The 22,683-nt window shown below is 39.2% G+C and carries 13 protein-coding genes; 12 read left to right on the top strand and 1 reads right to left on the bottom strand.

From position 1 onward, the window contains the following. Window positions 1–19 precede the first annotated feature (19 nt). The 3 genes from KIM67_RS00255 to KIM67_RS00245 all read left to right on the top strand — a co-directional run bounded on the left by KIM67_RS00255 (window position 20) and on the right by KIM67_RS00245 (window position 3,997). Window positions 20–1,174, top strand: coding sequence for a cytochrome c oxidase subunit II (locus KIM67_RS00255; RefSeq protein ID WP_213829377.1), 1,155 nt, complete (start codon window positions 20–22; stop codon window positions 1,172–1,174). Window positions 1,175–1,217: 43 nt separating this feature from the next. Next, complete coding sequence (locus KIM67_RS00250; protein WP_213829376.1) at window positions 1,218–3,047, top strand: cbb3-type cytochrome c oxidase subunit I; 1,830 nt, start codon at window positions 1,218–1,220, stop codon at window positions 3,045–3,047. 125 nt (window positions 3,048–3,172) lie between these two features. Beyond that, the gene (locus KIM67_RS00245) at window positions 3,173–3,997 is read left to right on the top strand and encodes a GIN domain-containing protein (RefSeq protein WP_213829375.1); all 825 of its coding nucleotides are present in this window, start codon (window positions 3,173–3,175) and stop codon (window positions 3,995–3,997) included. Window positions 3,998–4,075: 78 nt separating this feature from the next. Here KIM67_RS00245 and KIM67_RS00240 read toward each other — a convergent pair whose 3' ends face one another. Further along, the gene (locus KIM67_RS00240; protein WP_213829374.1) at window positions 4,076–6,343 is read right to left on the bottom strand and encodes an acyl-CoA dehydrogenase; all 2,268 of its coding nucleotides are present in this window, start codon (window positions 6,341–6,343) and stop codon (window positions 4,076–4,078) included. A gap of 145 nt (window positions 6,344–6,488) precedes the next feature. On the opposite strand from KIM67_RS00240, the gene KIM67_RS00235 reads away from it, so the two are divergent. The 9 genes from KIM67_RS00235 (at window position 6,489) to sprA (ending at window position 22,608) form a co-directional block, all read left to right on the top strand. After that, entirely contained in the window at window positions 6,489–6,671 is a 183-nt protein-coding gene (locus KIM67_RS00235; RefSeq protein WP_213829373.1) for a hypothetical protein, read from the top strand. After that, window positions 6,659–6,958 carry a type II toxin-antitoxin system RelE/ParE family toxin gene (locus KIM67_RS00230; RefSeq protein WP_213829372.1) on the top strand — a complete coding sequence of 100 codons (300 nt, stop codon included), beginning with the start codon at window positions 6,659–6,661 and terminating at the stop codon, window positions 6,956–6,958. Before KIM67_RS00235 ends, KIM67_RS00230 begins: the two co-directional genes overlap by 13 nt. Before the next feature lie 150 nt (window positions 6,959–7,108). Further along, window positions 7,109–8,131 carry a Holliday junction branch migration DNA helicase RuvB gene (gene ruvB / locus KIM67_RS00225; RefSeq protein ID WP_163416510.1) on the top strand — a complete coding sequence of 341 codons (1,023 nt, stop codon included), beginning with the start codon at window positions 7,109–7,111 and terminating at the stop codon, window positions 8,129–8,131. Beyond that, window positions 8,131–9,453: a cytochrome P450 gene (locus tag KIM67_RS00220; protein WP_213829371.1), complete on the top strand. Its 1,323-nt coding sequence runs from the start codon at window positions 8,131–8,133 to the stop codon at window positions 9,451–9,453. The genes ruvB and KIM67_RS00220 overlap by 1 nt, the downstream gene beginning before the upstream one ends. A 2-nt stretch (window positions 9,454–9,455) precedes the next feature. Continuing rightward, window positions 9,456–10,376: a tRNA epoxyqueuosine(34) reductase QueG gene (gene queG, locus KIM67_RS00215; RefSeq protein WP_213829370.1), complete on the top strand. Its 921-nt coding sequence runs from the start codon at window positions 9,456–9,458 to the stop codon at window positions 10,374–10,376. A gap of 214 nt (window positions 10,377–10,590) precedes the next feature. Further along, on the top strand, window positions 10,591–12,309 hold the full coding sequence (locus KIM67_RS00210) for a sodium:solute symporter (RefSeq protein WP_213829369.1): 1,719 nt from the start codon (window positions 10,591–10,593) through the stop codon (window positions 12,307–12,309). Window positions 12,310–12,427: 118 nt separating this feature from the next. Continuing rightward, a complete protein-coding gene (locus KIM67_RS00205; protein WP_213829368.1) occupies window positions 12,428–14,722 on the top strand; it encodes an NADP-dependent malic enzyme in 2,295 nt (764 codons plus the stop codon). A 150-nt stretch (window positions 14,723–14,872) separates the two neighbouring features. Next, complete coding sequence (ruvA, locus tag KIM67_RS00200; protein ID WP_213829367.1) at window positions 14,873–15,454, top strand: Holliday junction branch migration protein RuvA; 582 nt, start codon at window positions 14,873–14,875, stop codon at window positions 15,452–15,454. A 5-nt stretch (window positions 15,455–15,459) separates the two neighbouring features. Beyond that, complete coding sequence (sprA, locus tag KIM67_RS00195; protein ID WP_213829366.1) at window positions 15,460–22,608, top strand: cell surface protein SprA; 7,149 nt, start codon at window positions 15,460–15,462, stop codon at window positions 22,606–22,608. Window positions 22,609–22,683 lie beyond the last annotated feature (75 nt).

Genomic DNA, 22,683 nt, shown 5'->3' with positions numbered 1-22,683 from the left:
AGTCTTAGAAAGATATACAATGACTGCATTATTAACATTGACTGTTTTAGTACTGGTAGCAATCGCAATCTGGCAGATGACCAAGATTTTCGAATTGTCCCAGTTAAAAACGGAAAGCTCCTCTGAGGTCGCGACTGACTCTGATAACAAGTACAACGGATACCTGCTGTTCGCATTCCTTATTTTTATATACGGTATAACTATTTTCAGTTTTGCTAAATACACAAAAGTACTTTTGCCAGAAGCTGCTTCTGAACATGGTGGAGAGTATGATCAATTAATGTGGGTTTCTTTCGCCATTATCTTTTTTGTTCAAACCATTACCCAAGCACTTTTACATTATTTTGGATACAAGTACCGTGGTGAAAAAGGTAAGAAAGCGTTGTTCTTTGCAGACAATGATCGATTGGAATTTATTTGGACTATAATCCCGGTAATCGTTCTTGCAGGATTGATTCTTTGGGGTCTCTACACCTGGACAAACATAATGGATGTTAATGATGAAGATGACCCTCTTATTGTGGAGTTGTATGCACAACAGTTCAATTGGACTGCGCGTTACGGAGGAGAGGATAATGTTCTTGGAGATGCAAGTGTACGTTTGATCGATATAAACCGTGCCAATGTACTTGGTCTGGATGAATCCGACCCAAATGCTTCGGATGATATAATTGTAAAGGAGTTGCATTTGCCGGTAGGACGTAAGGTTAACTTTATGATGCGTTCGCAAGACGTTTTACATTCTGCTTACATGCCTCATTTTAGAGCACAAATGAACTGTGTGCCGGGAATGATTACTCAGTTTTCTTTTACACCCACAATTACCACTGAAGAGATACGTTTGAATCCGGATGTTGTGGATAAAGTAAAGCGGACCAATAAAATAAGAGCAAAAAAAGCTGCAGCGGGTGAACCAAATTCGGACCCATGGGAATTTGATTATGTGTTACTTTGTAATAAGATTTGTGGAAAGTCGCATTACAATATGCAGATGAAAATTATCGTAGAAACAGAAGAAGAATACAATAAATGGATTGCAGAACAAACAACGTTCAAAGAGACTGTAATGTCTGGGGATACTATGGAGCAGGAACCAAATACTGTTGATGTTGTTGTAGAAGAAGCATTGAAAACTGAAACAGAAGTTGCTGTTGAAGATAATCCGATGGAATAAAATAGGCTATAAAAAAGAAATATAAATATTAAAAATTAAGGTTATGTCTGTAACAGCACATGCACCAGCAAACGTAGATGATCATGCCCATGACCATGGACACCACCACAAAGAAACATTTGTAACCAAGTATATCTTTAGCCAAGACCATAAGATGATTGCCAAGCAATATCTTATCACTGGCCTTATTATGGGATTCATAGGGATTGCTATGTCCCTATTATTCAGGATGCAACTGGCATGGCCGGGAGAATCCTTTCCAATTTTTGAAGCAGTACTAGGGAAGTGGGCTCCTGATGGTGTAATGGATGCGGATATTTATTTGGCGTTGGTTACCATTCACGGAACCATAATGGTGTTTTTTGTTCTAACAGCTGGTTTGAGCGGAACATTTAGTAACCTTTTGATTCCTTTGCAAATTGGGGCAAGGGATATGGCATCAGGATTTTTGAACATGTTATCCTACTGGATGTTCTTTATTTCTTCATTTATAATGATTGTTTCATTATTTGTTGAGGCAGGGCCGGCAGCAGCGGGTTGGACGATATATCCTCCATTAAGTGCACTTCCTATGGCACAGCCAGGTTCAGGAGCTGGTATGACACTGTGGTTGGTATCCATGGCAATATTTATTGCATCATCGCTTTTAGGTTCGTTAAACTATATTGTAACAGTAATCAATCTAAGAACAAAAGGGATGTCAATGACTCGCTTACCTTTAACGATTTGGGCGTTTTTTGTTACTGCTATCATTGGTGTAATTTCTTTTCCAGTATTGTTGTCTGCAGCACTTTTGTTGATAATGGATAGAAGTTTTGGAACTTCTTTCTTCCTTTCTGATATTTTTATTCAAGGGGAAGTACTGCATTACCAAGGTGGTTCTCCAGTATTATATGAGCATTTATTTTGGTTCTTGGGTCACCCTGAAGTTTATATCGTATTATTACCAGCACTAGGGATTACATCTGAAGTAATGTCTACCAATGCAAGAAAACCAATTTTTGGTTATCGAGCTATGGTAGCTTCCATTTTGGCAATTGCATTTCTATCAACTATCGTATGGGGTCACCATATGTTCATTTCAGGGATGAATCCATTCTTGGGCTCTGTATTTACATTTACAACACTATTGATTGCCATCCCATCAGCGGTAAAAGCATTTAATTATATAACGACACTCTGGAAAGGAAACCTGCAACTGAATCCTGCGATGTTGTTTTCCATAGGTTTGGTTTCAACATTTATAACAGGGGGTCTTACAGGTATTATTCTTGGAGATAGTACGCTCGATATCAATGTACATGACACGTATTTTGTGGTAGCTCACTTCCACTTGGTTATGGGTATTTCCGCATTGTACGGACTATTTGCCGGGGTATACCACTGGTTCCCAAAAATGTTCCAGGGTAGAATGATGAATAAAAATCTAGGCTATGTGCACTTTTGGATAACTGCAATATGTGCTTATGGTGTTTTCTTCCCCATGCACTTTGTAGGTATGGCAGGAGTGCCAAGGCGTTATTACCAAAATACAGCCTTCCCAATGTTTGATGAGCTGACCAATGTACAAATCTTAATGACGGTTTTTGCGATTATTGCAGGAGCGGCTCAACTAGTATTTGTATACAATTTTATAAGAAGTATATTCTACGGAAAAAGGGGAGAAGTAAATCCATGGAAATCGAATACGTTGGAATGGACTACGCCACAAAAGCATATGCATGGTAACTGGCCTGGTGAAATACCACATGTGCACAGGTGGGCCTATGATTATAGCAAAACGTATGAAAACGGAGAATACATTATTCCCGGACAGGATTTTGTTCCACAGAATACGCCATTGCAGGAGAACGAAGAAGAGCTCAATCATTAATGGGTGTTTAAATAGAACTATAGAAAACCCATCCTGACAGGATGGGTTTTTTGTTTCATTGCATTTTGCTTAAAACAGTATTTGCCGTAATTGTAATATCTTTAATCATCTTTTAAAGAAATGTCGTGAGAAATTGTATCCTACTCCTCTTAGTATTGTGTCACCTTGGTTTGCTGGCACAGCGTAAACCCAAAATAAAGGGAAGTCGAATAGTAACGGAAGTCAACGAGGAGCTTCCAGGCTTTAATGCAGTACAGCTCAATGACAATTTGAACATTGTATTAAAAAAATCATTTGGTCCTGGTTATGAAATAGTGGCCGACGATAACCTCATCGATGTTTTAAAATTTGAAGTAAAGGACAGTACCTTAATAGTAAGTTCTTTTTATGATATTACAGCGAAAAAGCAACTGGATATTACGGTGAATTATACCGAGCTAAAGGCAATTACTTTAAAAGAAGGTAGCATTATGACAAACGATATCATAAACAGTGACGAATTGTTTGTAGATGCCTTTGAAGATGCCAAGTTGAACTTAAAGGCAAGTGCAGCCATAATGGACATCAACTTGGAAGATAATAGTAGGGGTGATTTTAACGTAGATGTAGATTCGTTGAACATTAGTATAAACAATAGGGCAGAAGTTTATATGTATGCGGTAAATGAAACAAGTATGGTGGATTTGGAAGGAAATTCTTCATTGACACTCGAAGGAACAGCTGAGCGTATGGTAATCAATCTAACTTCCAATACAAAATTTAAGGGTGAAAAAATGGAAGCAGCTTCAATAAAAGCAAGCCTGAAAGGTACTGCAAACGCAAGACTATATGCTTATCGTGATTTAGAACTATCGGCAAAAGGTAGTTCGAGGATTTATCTCTTTGGAAATCCAAAAATTACCATAACGGAATTTACGGATACCACTCAGCTAATTAAAAAAGTAGAGTGAGTTGTTGATTTTAATTAGGAAAACCAATACAGTCTGACACTCCAAGAGCCCAAAAATCTAATTATCCAAAAATCCGAACTACTGTTTAGCGATAGGAGCTGTCAAGCAGTGTTTTGGAATCCCAAATCCATCTACAAGAACCTCAATATGTGGTCTGAGCTCTGTGGATAAACGTTCTACCCGTTGTCGTATCGCTTTAGACTTTGTTCCGCCAATATATCCCTGCTCTAAATACCATTCTGCGTTTGTTCTAATTTCGTGTAGTGCATACAGCGTTCCCAATTTTTCCAATAGCGTCCTATGTTCTTCATCGGAAACAGTAGTACAAAACTCGTTGAATATTTCATAAGCCAATTCCACACTGTACGCTTTCCCTAATCCCAACAAATGGGTCTGTACTTTTAAAAAGGCTTGGTACGATGGAATCCCCTTTTTAATATAATTGCGAATTCGCATAGCTAAAGTGTATGTGAGCCTTCTGGTTCTGTAACTAAAAGCGTGCTTGTGAAATTTTGGGTTGTATAGATGTTCCTTATCGACTTTGTTAGAGTATGCAGGATTGATTGTACTTAATTTATCCGCAAGTTGGCTTCGCAACAATTTAAGTACCGAGGTAAAACCAGCACTATTGAATTCAGCTTTAAAGTCTGAAAGAACTCCTTTTGCGGCCAATTGTAAAAGAACGTTGTTATCACCTTCAAAAGTGGTAAAAATGTCCACATCGCCTTTTAAATCAGCGATTCTATTTTCTAGCAAATACCCTTTTCCGCCACAAGCCTCCCTACATTCTTGAATCGTATTACTGGCAAACCAAGTAATCACCGATTTTAAACCAGCTACCTGAGTTTCTATTTCTCTTTTATCCAGTTGGGAAGTATCACTATAGCGCTTCATGAGTTCCTCTAAAGTAACGTGGTAGACATAAGCACTGGCGATAGCAGGTGTCAATCGAAGTTGGTGCGTTGGATAATCCATTATCAAATCTTCCTGAATCTTTACGCTATCATTGAATTGTCTTCGGTTTAAGGCATGCTTCACGGCAATCGTTAATGCCATTTTAGCGCCTCCCAAAGCACCTTTGGCCACACAAATACGACCGCCCACCAATGTGCCAAGCATAGTGAAGAATCGTTTGTTTGGATTTTTTATAGCTGAAAAATACGAGCCATCATCTTTGATTTCCCCATATTTATCCAATAGATTTTTACGGGGTACTCGTACCTGATTGAACCAGATCTTACCATTATCGACACCGTTAAGCCCTAATTTATAGCCGTTGTCTTCAATAGTGATTCCTTCAAATACCTGATGGCTTTCATCTCGTAGTGGTACTAAAATGGCGTGTACTCCCTCATTTTTTCCATCGACGATCAACTGTGCAAAAACAGATGCCATTCTAGCATGCAACGCATTCCCTATATACTCTTTATTGTCATTTTTTCCAGGTGTATGGAGTACAATAGTATCCGTAGCCCTATCGTAAGTAGCCGTAGTTTTGATTCCTCTTACATTGGAACCATGTCCGGTCTCTGTCATGGCAAAACAACCAAGCAGTTTTGTTGTTCCCGTATTGGCCAAATAGTCGTCATGATGCTTTTTGGTTCCCAGTTTTTGAATGCTACCACCAAATAGACCAAACTGTACTCCAAACTTTATAGCCAAACTCCCATCAACGAACATTAAATGTTCAAAAATGGCGGCATAGGCGGGCATGTTCCCCAAACCACCATATTCTTCATCATAGGCCATTGCACCATAACCGTTCTCGCCCAAAAGTTTTACCTGTTCCAAGGTTCGAGCCCTAAACGTTTCCTTATTTCGCTCGATGCTCCAATCAAAAATGGGTTTATGAAGAAAGTCGCGAAAATCATCAATAATTGCTGTATGGGGTTCTTTAAGAATACCATCCAAAATAGTTGCTGAATATTGGTGCGAAGTCTTTTCATGAATTATTTCAACATCGAACAAATGGTTGTAGTGGTTGGGCTGTATCCCCAAATGAATCTCTATATGTTTCAGATGGTCATTAAAGTCGCAATGATCACAGTGAACGCTTGCCAATCTTTGACTCAAAGAAGTTAAAGGATAGGTATCGCTTTCAACAAGTTTTATATCGGAATTGGAAATTGTATGTTGCCAATTTTTGATTTCTTCATTGGCAGGTGGAGCATCCCTGTTCAACCAGAGTAAAAGCTGCTCTTTTTCATGTTGTTCGAGCGAAGCATCCTCTTCAATGGTTTTGGTTACAACAGATATTTCAGAAGCTGAAAGCAAGTCGTCCGACCAAATAATGTAGAAAAAGGGAATGTATTGTATAATCCCGATAGAATACTCAGTAGTTACCATAAAGCGTTACAGTTGAAGCAATTTTATTTGAAGTATCTAATTTAAGGCTTAGATTTTTAAAAAGACAAGAAAGAGGTTTGTTACCTTTAATTTTTCAAAATCCTCGTTTTCCATATTTTTTCTAACTTTATTCAAATAAATCAAAATGCTCACAAAACAAAAACTAAAAGAACATATTGAGTTTTTTCCAGATGAATTTTCTCTTGATGAGTTGGTCGAGCGACTGATATTTATAGAAAAGATTGAACGTGGCGAAAAACAATCCTTGGAAAACGATGTAACTGAACATGCGCAATTGGATAAGGAAATTGAAAAATGGTTCAAGTAAACTGGACTCCGCAAGCTATTTCAGATTTGAAGGATATTGCGGACTACATCAAAAAAGACTCAAAATATTACGCCAAGCTTCAAATTATCCGAATTAAAAGTAGAGCGGAAATTCTAAAAAGACAGGTTTACTTGGGAAGTTTGGTGCCAGAATTTGAAAGGGATGATGTAAGGCAATTAATCGAAGGAAATTATAGGATTATCTATAAGGTAGTTACTAAAAACCGAGTGGATATCCTAACCATCAATCATTCTGCTAGAGACTTAACAAGAAGGAATATCAAATAAATTTCGAGGTATTACAAATTGTTATTATCAAAAAATGAAGATTACCTTGAAAAGTTCTTAAAATAGCCTACTGGTCAAAACTCAACTCATATTCAAGTTTAAATAAAATGGTTTTAGGTAGACTTCGTTTTCGACTATATTTGTTAGGACATGAATGAAAACTTAGACCCAAATCCTGAACATTTTTCTCAAGAAGAGCTCGATATTGAAAGAGCGCTAAGACCCATCACTTTTGATGATTTTACGGGTCAAGAACAAGTATTGGAGAACTTGAAAATTTTTGTGCAAGCTGCAAATTTACGAGGTGAAGCTTTAGACCATACCTTGTTTCATGGACCTCCGGGATTGGGAAAAACTACTCTCGCACATATTTTGGCCAACGAGTTGGGGGTGGGAATAAAAATTACTTCGGGACCCGTTTTGGATAAACCGGGAGATTTGGCAGGCCTTTTGACCAATTTAGAAGAACGGGATGTGTTGTTCATTGATGAAATCCATCGGTTGAGTCCCATTGTTGAAGAGTATTTATATTCCGCAATGGAAGACTATAAAATTGATATCATGATTGAAACTGGACCAAACGCAAGAACGGTTCAAATCAATCTAAGTCCATTTACACTTGTGGGGGCAACCACACGTTCAGGATTGTTGACAGCGCCAATGCGGGCAAGATTTGGAATTCAGAGTAGGTTGCAATACTACAATACCGAACTGTTATCCACCATCGTAGAACGTAGTGCTGAAATATTGAAAGTTCCCATTACCAACGAAGCCGCCATAGAGATTGCTGGCAGGAGCAGGGGAACGCCCCGTATCTGCAATGCGTTGCTGCGAAGAGTTAGGGACTTTGCCCAGATAAAGGGAAATGGAAGCATAGATATGGATATTTCAAAATTTAGTTTGAAGGCCTTGAATGTTGATGCTCATGGATTAGATGAAATGGACAATAAAATTCTGAGCACAATTATTGATAAATTCAAAGGGGGTCCTGTTGGAATCACTACATTGGCCACCGCAGTATCAGAAAGTGCAGAAACCATTGAAGAAGTATATGAACCTTTCTTGATCCAGCAAGGATTTATTATGCGTACCCCCAGAGGTCGTGAGGTTACGGAGCTCGCTTATAAACATCTTGGGCGAATAAAAGGAGCAACGCAAGGAGGCTTGTTTTAATGAAAAAGTTACCCCATGTTTCTGCACTCAAAGTATTGCTCAACAGCAAACGTATTCTAAAAAATCCTTTGCCCTTCCACCATGAAAATTTTGAAAAGCTTGGTGATACTTTTCGCATTTCTATTTTAGGCGAGGGAAAGGTGTTGTTCTCTAGAGATGCAGATTTGGTCAAGCAAGTGCTTCAAAAAAAGCATCGCTATTATTCCAAATCTAAATTACAGACCAAGGATTTGGCAAAATATATAGGCTATGGATTGCTAACATCGGAAGGAGAGCATTGGCGGGCGCACAGAAGAATGATTCAGCCTGCATTTCATGTAAAAAAATTGAAAGGCCTCTTTTCTATAATGCGCAATGCCATTGTTGCCGAATTGGAGCGTATTGTTCCCAGTACGGAGCAAGATGTATTTGCCTTAATGGGCGATTTGGCATTTCAAGTTGTCGCAAAATCACTCTTTAGCAGTAATGATATTCGGGAACCCATGTCCCGCCTTCAGCATATCACCGAAGAAAACCAGAAAATGTTGATTCGCGAGATGCGACAGCCCTATTTTAAATGGTGGTACAAAGCTTCTGGAGAAATTGGGGAACATATGGATATGGCAGAAACAGGAAGAGATATTCTTAATGACCTCATAGAAGAACGTTTATCCAGCGGAAAAGAAGAACACGACTTACTGGACATGTTGTTGAATGCAACTTATGAAGATGGTGCAAAAATGCCCCGAAGACAGCTTATAGATGAAGTTTTGATCCTATTTACTGCAGGGCATGAGACAACTGCAAACGCCTTGGCATTTACACTTTACTTTATGAGCAAGGATGAAGAATTACAAAGAAAGCTCTTTGAAGAAATCAGTAGTCTGGAAAAGGATAACTACACATGGGAAGATTTGAGCAAACTATCTTTAACTACATCTTGCATAAAAGAAGCGATGCGTTTATATCCGCCAGCTTATTTTATAGACCGAGTTGCTATCGAGGATAACGAGATTGATGGCTTACATATGAAGAAAGGTACATTGGTGTTGCTTTCCATTTTTGAGTTGCACCGGCATAAAGATTTCTGGGAAAACCCAACGGAATATATTCCAGACCGTTTTGTAGCTATGAATATGAAAGAAGCTTCAAATTATTATTATCCTTTTGGAGCTGGGCCGCGTATGTGCGTGGGCAATGCCTTTGCAAATTATGAAATGGTCATGGTCATGGTCGAGATTATTAAAAAGTATCATATTAGTACCAAAATGTCCCGAGTAGAAATCAATCCTATGATTTCTCTAAAACCAAAAGAGGTTAAATTGAATTTTGTTCTACGATAATTATGGGTAAACAGTCTAATACCACACTAATAAAAAATGAAGCTAAACGCCTCGGTTTTTTATCTTGTGGAATTTCCAAGGCTGAATTTCTGGAAGATGAAGCCCCTCGATTGGAAAAATGGCTCAACCAAAATATGCATGGCGAAATGCAGTATATGGAAAACCATTTCGACAAACGCTTGGACCCGACCAAATTGGTGGAAGGTTCTAAATCTGTTATCTCATTATTGCTGAATTACTACCCATCCGAACATCAAAATAAGGATGCATACAAGATTTCAAAATATGCTTACGGTACAGACTATCACTTTGTGATAAAGGATAAATTGAAATCATTACTGCATTTTATACAGGAAGAAATCGGTGAGGTACATGGTAGGGCATTTGTGGATTCCGCACCTGTGCTCGATAAAGTGTGGGCAGCCAAAAGTGGTTTGGGATGGATTGGAAAGCATAGCAATTTATTGACCCAACAAGTAGGGTCGTTTTATTTTATTGCCGAATTGATCATAGACCTGGATTTGGAATATGACAGCCCGGTAACCGACCATTGCGGAACTTGTACCGCTTGTATTGATGCTTGCCCCACAGATGCCATTGTGGAACCATATGTAGTGGATGGGAGCAAATGTATTTCTTATTTTACCATCGAATTAAAAAACGAGATTCCAACAGAATTTCACGGTAAATTTGATGACTGGATGTTCGGTTGTGATGTTTGCCAAGACGTCTGTCCTTGGAACCGTTTCTCAAAAGCGCACAGCGAACCACTTTTCAATCCAAATCCCGAATTACTTTCCATGACCAAAAAAGATTGGGAGGAAATCACGGAAGATGTTTTCAAAAAAATCTTCAAAAAATCCCCTGTAAAGCGAACCAAGTTTTCAGGTTTGCAACGAAACCTAAAATTTTTAAAAAGTTAGTAAACCTACTACAACGATTGAGGTTACCCCATGATGATATTAGATGTTAAGTTTTTTTTAAGAAAAAATTAAAAAGACTATATTGCCTTGTAAGCAAACTATGATTTTCTTAAAAATAGGCCAGTAAATTTACCATAATCGAAAGAAATTGGGTTACGTCTAAAAATCATAATGTGCACAAACGGAAGACAAACTAACTAAATCAAGAAAGACCATGAGTGGATTACAGACCTTGGATATTATTGTGATTCTGGTATATCTCGTAGGAATTATAATCTACGGTATATCAAAATCAAAAAGAAGCAGTTCGGAAGACTATTTTTTAGGAGGTAGGACCATGACATGGCCTATTGTTGGGATTGCACTTTTTTCTGCAAATATTTCAAGTTCTACACTGGTTGGTTTGGCTTCGGATGGTTTTCAGACCAATGTCAACGTGTACAACTACGAATGGTATGCCGTTGTCATCCTTATTTTCTTCTCCATATTTTTCTTGCCGTTTTATTTAAAATCTGGAGTATATACCATGCCGGAATTCATGCAGAAACGCTATGACAAAAGATCGAGATATTACTTTTCTTTGATAACGATTGTTGGAAATGTACTCGTGGACACGGCTGCGGGACTTTACGTTGGTAGTATTGTTTTAAAACTTTTGTTCCCAGATGTGGATTCCACCTACATCATCATAGGTTTGGCTGTTGCGGCCGCAGCATATACAATTCCGGGTGGACTTAACTCTGTTATACAAACCGAAGTTATTCAGGCGGTTTTATTGATTATAGGTTCCTGTTTGCTCACCTATTTTGCTTTTGAAGAGTTGGGTGGTGGATGGAGTGGTATGATGTCCAAATTGGATGCGGCATTGGCATCTGGAGATGTCAATTTTGGAGACAGAGCTACCGAAGGAAAATTTATACCGTCCAACTCGGGGGAGGTGTTCAGCCTAGTTCGCCCCAATAATGATGAATTTATGCCCTGGTGGGGATTATTAACGGGCGTACCACTGCTAGGATTCTATTTTTGGGCAAATAACCAGTTTATGGTGCAACGTGTATTGGGAGCCAAAGATTTAAATCACGGTCGCTGGGGTGCATTATTTGCAGGTTTGTTAAAACTTCCTGTAATTTTTATCATGGTAGTGCCCGGGGTATTGGCACTTCTATTGTTTAATACTTTAGATATTTCAAACCTTAACTATCCACTAGCTACTGGAGGTATGTGCGAGAATCTTTCAGATTGTCCTAATCTAACCTATCCTGTACTATTGTTTCAGCTTTTGCCCACCGGTATTTTGGGTCTTGTAGTTGCGGGACTATTGGCAGCTATGATGTCATCAGTTTCAGCAACGTTCAATTCGGCTTCAACATTGATCACTATGGATTTTGTAAAACAACTTCGTCCAGAAATGACCAGTAAACAATTGGTAAGGGCAGGACAGATAGCTACATTGATATTGGTGGTTCTTGCATCACTTTGGGTTCCTTTCATAGAAAAGGTGAGCGATTCGCTATGGGGCTATCTTCAGTTGGTAATTGCTTTTACAAGCCCGCCAGTAGTTTCAGCCTTTATTTTAGGATTGTTTTGGAAAAGAGCAAATGCCACAGGAGCTTTTATAAGTCTCTTGGTTGGAGGAGCAGTAGCCATTTTTATGATATTGTCGGCCAGTTATGACATTGCGCCTTACCTAAATGAATTCCACTTTCTCGCCAAAGCCAATCTTTTGTTTGTAATAAGTCTGCTCACCCATATTATAGTCAGTTTGACAACTGGAGAGCCAGATGCACAAAAAGTAGCGGAATATACCTATAAGAAAGAAATGTTCGCGGAAGAGACGGAAGAACTCAAAGATTTGCCATGGTATAAAAACTATCGCTATTTAGCCATTATATTATTAGTGGTGACAACAATTATAGTTGGGTATTTTTGGTAATTGAACATTAAAAGAATATGAAAAGACGCCACTATGTTTTGGCGTCTTTTTTATTTTATTTTGATGTGCGTCCAATTAAAAAGAATAACCTATACATTTATAGCCTCAAAAAAGAAAGATGAGCAAAGAAAAACAACGTCAAGAAGCTTTATTGTACCACGCGAAGCCTCAGCCAGGTAAAATAAAAATAGTGCCTACAAAGCCTTATGCTACCCAGCGCGATCTAGCTCTTGCCTATTCTCCTGGGGTTGCTGCACCCTGTTTGGAGATTGAAAAAAACAAGGATGATGTTTACAAGTACACCGCCAAAGGAAATATTGTTGCAGTAATTTCTAACGGAACGGCCGTTTTAGGATTGGGAAATATTGGCCCAGAGGCATCAAAACCTGTGATGGAAGGGAAAAGCTTGTTGTTCAAGATTTTTGCTGATATCGATGGAATGGATGTTGAACTGGATACTACAGATGTTGATAAATTCATTGAAACCGTAAAGATTATAGCACCAACTTTTGGGGGAATCAACCTTGAGGATATTAAAGCGCCGGAAGCTTTTGAAATTGAAAGACGTCTAAAAGAAGAATTGGATATTCCGGTCATGCACGATGACCAGCATGGTACTGCCATTATTTCGGCAGCTGCTTTACTGAATGCGGTGGAACTTGCCCATAAAAAAATTGAAGAGATAAAAATTGTGGTCAGTGGCGCCGGTGCAGCTGCTGTTTCTTGCACCAGGCTTTATATTGCATTCGGTGCAAAGCCTGAAAATATTGTAATGTTGGATAGCAAAGGTGTCATCCGAAGTGATCGTGAAAATCTTTCCAAAGAAAAAAAGGAGTTTGCCTCGGATAGAAAGATAGATACTTTGGAGGAGGCCATGAAAGATTCGGATGTCTTTATTGGATTGTCCATTGCCAATATCCTAACACCCCTAATGCTTAAGTCCATGGCTAAAAACCCTATTGTTTTTGCAATGGCAAACCCAGACCCTGAGATTGAATACAACTTAGCTTGTAAAACAAGAGATGATATCATTATGGCAACAGGTCGTTCAGATCATCCCAATCAAGTGAACAATGTTCTTGGATTTCCATTTATCTTCAGGGGAGCATTGGATGTTAGGGCGACTAAAATCAATGAAGAGATGAAGATGGCTGCGGTTAGGGCTTTAGCGGATTTAACCAGAGAACCTGTTCCGGAACAGGTAAATATCGCTTACGATACTAAGAGATTGTTTTTTAGCAAGAAATATATCATTCCCAAACCTTTTGATCCAAGATTGATAACTAAAATTCCACCAGCGGTGGCAAAAGCCGCTATGGACAGTGGAGTGGCAAAAGTACCGATTGAGGATTGGAAAAAGTATGAAGAAGAACTATACCAGAGATCTGGAAATGATAACAAAGTAGTTCGCCTTTTGCACAACCGGGCGCGGGTTAACCCCAAACGCATTGTTTTTGCAGAAGCAGAATTGCTCGATGTAATGAAAGCAGCACAAATAGTCCATGATGAAGGTATAGCCATACCAATTTTGCTAGGATATAGGGAAACTATTGAGAAGTTAAAAAAGGAATTGGAATTTGATGCCGAAGTGCCTATTATAGATCCACGCTCGGACGAATCAAAGGAAATGCGGACTAGATATGCGATGAAGTTGTGGGAATCCAGAAAAAGAAAAGGAGAAACCAAATACAGCGCAAATGTCAATATGGGCAAGCGTAATTATTTTGGCGCTATGATGCTTTTGGAAGGTGATGCAGACGGAATGATCTCTGGCTATTCCAGAGCATATCCATTGGTATTAAAGCCTGTATTTGAAGTTTTGGGACGTGCAAAAGGAGTCAAAAATGCCTCCACAGTAAACATAATGATAACCGATAGGGGACCACTATTTTTAGCGGATACTTCCATAAATGTAGATCCTAGTGCAGAGGCCTTGGCAGAAATAGCACAAATGACCGCAAATGTCGCCAGCACGTTTGGCTTTAATCCTGTAATGGCGATGTTGTCCTATGCAAATTACGGTTCTTCTAACCATCCAAATGCCCAAAAAGTTAGGGAAGCTGTCAAAATATTGCACGAAAGGAATCCCGAGTTGGTAGTTGATGGTGAGATTCAAACGGATTTTGCATTAAGTCAAGAACTGTGTCACAATAATTTTCCATTTTCAAAATTGGCAGGAAAAAAAGTAAATACATTGGTATTCCCAAATTTGGATTCTGCAAATATTACGTATAAATTATTGAAAGGCCTGAACAATGCCGAATCCATAGGCCCAATTATGGTGGGTCTTCGAAGATCTGCACATATTTTACAGTTAGGAGCAAGTGTAGATGAAATGGTGAACATGGCCGCAGTAGCTGTAATAGATGCTCAAGAGCGTGAAAAACGGCGAAGGGCAAAAATGGGGGAGTAGAGAGGCTTAAGACTTAAATACAAATGCAAGTTCAAACTCAAAACTCAAGTTTAAGCATAAGTTCAAACTAAAATTTAGATTTAAATAAACAACCGGGGTGCTGAGCGTAGCCGAAGCAAACAACGAACAATCGACAAAAACAACCATAATATGATTACCCACTTAAACGGAAAATTAGTTGAGAAGAACCCCACTTATATTGTTGTTGAATGTGGTGGCATAGGCTATTTTGTGAATATTTCACTGCATACTTTTTCTCAGCTTAAAGATCAAGAAAATATACGTCTTTACACACATTTGCAAGTGAAGGAAGACTCGCACACACTTTTTGGTTTTTTGGAGCAGTCAGAACGTGAAATATTCAGGTTATTGATTTCTGTTTCTGGTATTGGATCTAGCACTGCAAGAACAATGTTATCCTCCTTGTCACCTGTCCAAATTAGGGATGCTATTGCCAATGGAGATGTTCCTGCCATTCAGTCAATAAAAGGAATTGGTGCCAAGACCGCACAACGTGTTATTCTTGATTTAAAGGACAAGATTTTAAAAGTCTACGATATGGGAGAAGTTTCCCACCAATCGAACAATACAAGTAAAGAAGAAGCGTTATCTGCTTTAGAGGTTCTTGGTTTCGTACGGAGGCAGTCTGAAAAGGTTGTTGACAAGGTGCTATCCGAAGATCCTTCACTAAGCGTTGAGGACACTATTAAATTCGCGCTGAAAAATTTGTAATTAGTTTGAAAAGAGGGGCACAACCAATACTTAAATCGATAGGATTTAGGTACTTTTTCTTTTTTACATGTTTTCTGATAACCGCCAACCTAACAGGCCAGGAAACCAATGAACAAGTTCAGGATTCAGTGAAAACTGGTTTTGAGCTTGGTCAGCTAATATTGGAAAACCCCAATAGTATCATAGCCAAGTACACGTACGATCCAAAACTGGATATGTATATCTACACGGAACGTGTTGGCGAATTTGATATCAATTATCCTGTCATTCTTACACCAGAACAGTATTTTGACCTTGTTCAAAAAGAAAAGATGAAATCCTACTTCAAGGATAAAATCGATGCATTTACAGGAAAAAAAGAGGGTAGTGAAGAAGCTAGAAAGAATTTACTTCCAAATTTTTATGTGAACAGTAGCTTCTTTGAATCCATTTTTGGAGGGAACACCATTGAAGTAATTCCGCAAGGTTCTGTTGCTATGGACTTGGGGATACTTTGGCAGAAAAATGACAACCCTGCATTATCTCCCAGAAACAGGACCAACCTTTCCTTTGATTTTGACCAAAGGATAAGCCTGAGCTTGTTGGGTAAAGTAGGGGAACGTCTTCAGGTAACGGCGAACTATGATACCGAAGCAACGTTTGATTTCCAGAATTTGGTTAAAATCGATTATACGCCTACCGAGGATGATATTCTTCAAAAGATAGAGATAGGTAACGTAAATATGCCTTTGAACAGTTCTTTGATTACTGGTGCGCAGAGCCTTTTTGGAGTAAAAACACAATTGCAATTTGGTAAAACTACGGTAACAGCGGTTTTTTCGGAACAACGGTCACAAAATAATACAGTGGTTGCACAAGGAGGAGGTACAGTCAATGAGTTTGCATTGACCGCCTTGGACTATGATGAGGACAAACATTTTTTCTTGGCACAATACTTTAGGGATAATTATGACCAAGCACTCGCTAACTATCCCTTCATACGTAGTCAAATACAAATTACTCGCCTTGAGGTGTGGGTGACCAACCGAAATCAGCAGACCCTGAACGTAAGAAATGTTGTTGCAGTTCAAGATTTGGGAGAAGTTGAATTGGGAAGCGATGGTAGGGAAATTACCAGAATTGGGAAAGAAGGCAATGCTCCGGCAGGATTCTTTAATGTTTTACAACCGGGAGCTTTGCCACAAAATGGCGCCAATGACTTTGATCCTGCACTAATAGGAAGTGGCGGAGCTATGAATACGGGTGTTAGGGACATTGCAACAGTTGATAATGGTTTTAATGTTGAAGCAAATCAAGGGTTCGATTACGCCATACTGGAAAATGCCCGAAAATTGGAAGTGGGAAGAGACTATCAATTTGATACACAATTGGGTTACATTTCTTTAAACCAACGTTTAAGCAATGACGAGGTTTTGGGTGTGGCGTTCCAATACACGTTCAATGGAGAGGTTTTTCAGGTTGGGGAATTTGCAAATGGCGGTGTAGATGCTACGACCGTATCCGGTGGCGTTAATCCCATCATCGAAAATAATACGCTCATATTAAAACTACTAAAAAGTAATATTACGAATGTCGACGATCCAATCTGGGATTTGATGATGAAAAACATCTATTCCACTGGAGCGTTTCAACTAAGCCAAGAAGATTTTAAACTGAATATCCTTTATTCAGATCCTACACCTAGAAACTATATTACTCCCGTAGACCCAAATGCAGGTTGGCCCACTGGACTTGAAGAACGTATTCTTATCAATGTGTTCAATCTGGATCGCTTAAATATCTACAATGATGTTCAGCCCGGTGGTGATGGATTCTTTGATTACGTTCCTGGAATTACGGTAGACACACAATCCGGTAGAATCATCTTCACCAAAGTGGAGCCTTTTGGAGAGTTTCTATTTGATGAGTTGGGTGGTGGAACGTATGATGTTGAAAATGATCAAGGATACAATGTTAACCAGCAGAAATACGTATTTAGGAATATGTACGCGAAGACCAAAGCTGCTTCGTTGCAAGATGCCGAGAAGAATCGTTTCCAGTTAAAGGGGCGCTACAAGTCTGAAGGAAATAATGGGATACCCATTGGTGCGTTCAATGTGCCAAGAGGTTCGGTACGAGTAACTGCAGGTGGTCGTCAATTGCAAGAAGGTATAGATTATACCGTAAACTATCAAGCAGGGACAGTACAGATTTTAGACCCTAGTTTAGAAGCCTCCAATACCCCAATAAATATTTCAGTAGAAAATAATGCAGTCTTTGGACAGCAGACCAGAAGATTTACAGGGATAAACGTAGAACATAAATTCAATGAGAATTTTGTCTTGGGCGGTACGCTGTTGAACCTCAATGAGCGACCCCTTACCCAAAAATCAAATTTTGGTATTGAGCCTGTGAACAATACTATTTTTGGTTTAAACGGGAATTTTAGCACCGAGATTCCGTTTCTAACACGATTGGCGAATAAGCTTCCAAACATAGACACCGATGTTCCTTCCAATCTTTCCATACGTGGCGAGGTTGCTTTTTTGAAGCCAAACTCTCCTAAAAACGCTGATTTTGAAGGGGAGACCACTACGTACATAGATGATTTTGAAGGCGCACAGGCTTTAATTGATATTCGTTCGTCTTTGGGATGGACCCTGGCTAGTCCGCCTGTTGAATTTGCACAAGATAGAACTGGCTTGGACGTAGGTTTTGAGAGGTCAAAAATGTCCTGGTACACCGTTGATCCAATTTTCTATACCAACCAAAGGCCTTCGGGATTGTCAGATAATGATATTTCGCTGAATGCAACCCGTAGAGTATTTATTGACGAGGTATTTACAGAAACCGACATTGCGCAAGGGCAAACCCAAGTACAAGGAACTTTGGATGTAGTATATTATCCAGATCAAAAAGGACCCTATAATGCTAATCCCAGTTTTGAAACTGAGCCTGATACTAATAAGTGGGCAGGTATTATGCGTCCGTTGAGCAGTACCAATTTTGAACAGTCCAATGTGGAATTTGTTCAGTTTTGGGTATTGGATCCTTATATTGATGGTGATACCAACGATTCAAATGTTGGGGAACTGGTACTTAACTTGGGAAATATCTCAGAAGATATCCTCAAGGACGGAAGAAAGCAATATGAAAATGGATTGCCCGGTACTACCAATGTAGAAACTCCTAGATCTACAATATGGGGTCAAGTTCCTTCAACACAATCGCTGGTCTACGCTTTTGATGCTGACGAAACAAATAGGTCATTGCAAGATTTGGGTTTTGATGGGTTGGATGATGCTGAGGAACAAGCTATTTACAACGGACCTGCAGAAGACCCTGCATTTGATAATTACCAGTATTATTTGAATAGAGAGGGAGGCATTCTAGAGCGTTATTTGGATTTTAATAATCCACAAGGTAATTCTCCGGTTGAAGTAACCAACACCAATAGGGGATCAACTACATTGCCCGATGTAGAAGATATTGATAGGGATTTGACCATGAACACCGTCAATAGCTATTACGAATATCGTATTCAAATTAAACCAAATACTACAGTGGATGACCAGTATGTGACCGATATTCGGGAAGGTACTGCAAGTGGCAATAGAGTCCCAAACGGAACTGAGGTCAATTATCGATGGATTCAGTACAAGATTCCATTAAGTGATTTTACAGAAGCCGTTGGTGGAATAACGGATTTCCGTTCCATTAGCTTTATGAGAATGTATATGACAGGCTTTACAAGTGATGTCATACTGCGTTTTGCTACTTTGGATTTGGTACGTGGAGACTGGAGAACCTATACAAACTCACTTCAACCAGATGAAATTGATAGTGATCCTTCTGATGATGGAACGGTACTTGATGTAAATACGGTCAATATAGAAGAAAACTTTGCAAGACAGCCTATTCCCTACGTTTTGCCTCCAGGTGTGGTTCGTGAACAATTGAATAACAATAATACCATCATACGTCAGAATGAACAATCCCTCTCCTTCGTTGTTGAAAATTTGGAGTCTCAGGATTCTCGTGGGGTATTTAAAAATGTGAATATTGACGTTAGGCAGTACGAACGAATAAAAATGTTCATGCATGCGGAAAAAATATTGAACGGTGACTATTCCGATAGCGATACCCCATTGGTCGGTTTTCTAAGAATTGGAACTGACTTTTCTGAAAACTTTTATCAAATAGAATTACCGCTTCAATTTACTCCCTTTAACGTGACGTCGCCAGATCAAATTTGGCCAGATGTAAATCAGCTTGATATTGACCTGAGCGATTTGAGTAAGGTGAAATCAAGAGGAATTGCAGAACAAACACTCAATGAGGTAAACTACTATGAAATCATTGACGGTGAAGCTGTTTTAGTAGATGAATTTGCGCCAAGGACCTTGGGTAGATTGCGTATTGGCATACGAGGAAATCCATCTTTGGGAAGTATTCGTGGTATGATGGTGGGAATCAAGAATATTGACGATTTACCCGCTCGTGGTGAGGTTTGGTTTAACGAACTTCGTTTGGCGGGCTTGGATAATAACGGTGGATGGGCGGCAATTGCTGCTTTGGACGCAAATATGGCAGATTTTGCAAATGTCACTGCTACGGGAAGCAGAAGTACGTCTGGTTTTGGTTCCATTGATCAAATGCCCAATGAGCGTTCACGAGAGGATGCCATATCCTACGATGTGGTGACCAATGTGAATGTAGGTCAATTGTTTCCAAAAAAATGGGGAATTCAGTTGCCGTTTAATTACGGCATATCGGAAAGTTTGATAACCCCGGAATTCGACCCTGTTTATGACGATTTAAAATTGGACGACCGTATTGCCGCAGCTGAAACCCAAGAAGATGCTGAAACTATTCAAAGACAAGCGGAAGATTATACCAAGAGGACCAGTATCAATCTAATTGGAGTACGGAAAAATAGGGGAGAGGAAGCAAAAGAGAACTTTTTCGATGTAGAAAACTTTACGTTCAATTACTCCTATAACGAAACGGATCATCGGGATTTTGAAGTGGAAGAATTGCGAGACCAAAACGTAACCACGGGTTTTGTATACAACCATAATTTTAAACCGGCCCCGATTGCTCCTTTCGCAAAAAAAGACTCTTTGTTTATGAGTGAATATTGGAAATGGCTTAAGGAGCTTAACTTTAATGTGCTACCTACCAGTATTTCTGTGAATGCCAATTATAACCGTTCCTTTAACCAGCAACGGTTTAGAGATGTTTTGGAGCCCGGTGTAGACGCTCTAGATCTCCCGCTTTTGCAACAACGTAACTATTTGTTCAATTGGCAATACGCGTTAAACTATAGTATTACCAAATCATTGCGATTAAATCTAACAGGGTCTAACAACAATATTGTTCGTAACTACTTTAATGTCGACGATGATGAAAGTTCTGGAATTAATCAAGATTTGGATTTATGGGACGGCTTTTTTGATGTTGGGGAATCCAATAGGCATTCGCAACAAATGCAGTTGAATTATGAACTTCCATTTGATAAATTCCCTTTCCTAAACTTTATCAATGCACAGTACTCCTATACCAGTAATTTTGATTGGCAACGTGGCGGCGATGCTTTGAATGAGGTGGTACAGCTTGAAAATCCCGGAGAGCAGATCAATACGATACAAAACGCCAATACGCATAATTTAACCGGTAATTTGAGTATGCAGCGTTTTTACGATTTCTTGGGATTAAAGAAACGAGACGGTAAGGTTACGGCCAATCAATCAGCTAGAAGAAGGGACAAAGCAGGAAATCTAGCATCGGAAGAAGACGAAAAACCACCAAAAAAGACGAGCAAGACGTTCAACACCATAGTCGATTTTGTTACTATGGTAAAGCGAATAAACGTAAACTACAGTGAAAATAATGGTAAGGTGCTTCCCGGGTACACACAATCTATTGGATTTATAGGTACGGCTAGGCCTTCATTGGGCTTTGTGTTCGGGAGTCAGTCGGATGTACGTTTTGAAGCGGCCAGAAGAGGGTGGTTGACCACGTTTTCGGAGTTCAACTCCCAATATTTGGAAAATTCCAATAAACAATTGAACATCACCGCAACTGCGCAACCTACCCAAGATATTACGATAGACTTAACAATGGATAGGCAAATATCCAATAGCTATCAGGAGAATTTTCAGGTAAATGATCTTGGTGGTGGAGAATTCCAATATGAAGAACTCTTGGGGAACAATTTTGGAAATTTCAGTATTTCCGCAATGATGATAAGTACTGCCTTTAGTAAAAGTGATGAGTTTGATTCCGAAACCTTTGAAAAATTCAAACAAAACAGGATTACCATTGCAAATCGATTGGTTTCGGATCGGGGACAAACAACAGGTCCTTTGGATGACGACGGATTCCCACAACGTTATGGAAAAACACAACAAGAAGTTTTATTGCCTGCCTTTTTTGCCGCCTACACAGGGCGAGATGTAAATAGAGTCAATTTGGATGCTTTTCGGGAAATTCCCATTCCCAATTGGAATATCAAGTATACGGGCTTAATGAAAAATAGATGGTTTAAGAAGAAGTTCAAGCGTTTTTCTTTGAGCCATGGTTACCGTGCTGCCTACAGCATCAATTCCTTTCAAACCAATTTGGAGAGAGAGAATACGACAATAGACCCTGATACCGAAGATTTCCTTCCAGAAAACATCATCAATAATGTAGTGCTTAATGATCAGTTCAATCCATTGATCCGAATGGATTTTGAAATGAAAAACTCGTTTAGTTTCCTTGCAGAAGTAAGAACGGATAGAACATTATCTTTAAGTTTTGACAACAACCTGCTCACGGAAATCAATGGTAGGGAATACACCTTGGGATTGGGCTATCGCTTTAAAGATGTGAAGTTCGTAACCAATATTGGTGGAGAAAAAACACGTTTAAAAGGTGATTTAAACCTTAAAGCAGACTTGTCCTTAAGAGATAATATCACCATAATTCGCAACCTTGATATTGATAGTAACCAGATTACATCGGGCCAAAATCTAATGGCCATTAAGTTTACAGCTGATTATGCCTTGAGCAAAAGCTTAAATGCCCTATTCTTCTATGACCATACGTTTTCAGAATTCGCAGTGTCAACTGCTTTCCCGCAGACTACTATCAATGCGGGCTTTACTTTGCGGTATAATTTTGGGAATTAAAAATCCCCACGACGCAAACTCCCTCCTGTTTTTTTGATATAAATTTTACTTGAAAAGCTATTACTGATCCGTTAC

This window comes from Flagellimonas sp. 389 (assembly GCF_018449435.1).
Taxonomy (GTDB): Bacteria; Bacteroidota; Bacteroidia; order Flavobacteriales; family Flavobacteriaceae; genus Flagellimonas.
The sequence above is the reverse complement of the archived record's forward strand: the minus strand, read 5'-3'. Positions and strand labels throughout refer to the sequence as shown.